The organism is Lacticaseibacillus sp. 22, assembly GCF_055413445.1.
The window spans coordinates 1-234 of the sequence record NZ_JBVAYD010000086.1; the positions used below are offsets into that span (position 1 = coordinate 1).

2 tRNA genes are annotated in these 234 nt (G+C 53.0%); both read right to left on the reverse strand.

From position 1 onward, the window contains the following. Positions 1 to 38 precede the first annotated feature (38 nt). Positions 39 to 111 (reverse strand) — tRNA-Ala (locus tag ACWP87_RS13890). A gap of 34 nt (positions 112 to 145) precedes the next feature. Beyond that, positions 146 to 219 (reverse strand) — tRNA-Ile (locus tag ACWP87_RS13895). Between the last annotated feature and the right edge of the window lie 15 nt (positions 220 to 234).

The following is a 234-nucleotide window of genomic DNA, read 5'->3' on the forward strand; positions in this document are numbered from 1 at the left end:
AATCGCCAACTAACGTCAACGATCGGCCTGACGGCCAATGGAGGATAACGGGATCGAACCGATGACCTCCTGCTTGCAAAGCAGGCGCTCTCCCAGCTGAGCTAATCCCCCATAAGGGTTGTTCAATTAACAAGCGAACGCTTGATGGGCCTAGATGGACTTGAACCATCGACCTCACGCTTATCAAGCGTGCGCTCTAACCAACTGAGCTATAGGCCCGATAGGCGTGTAGAA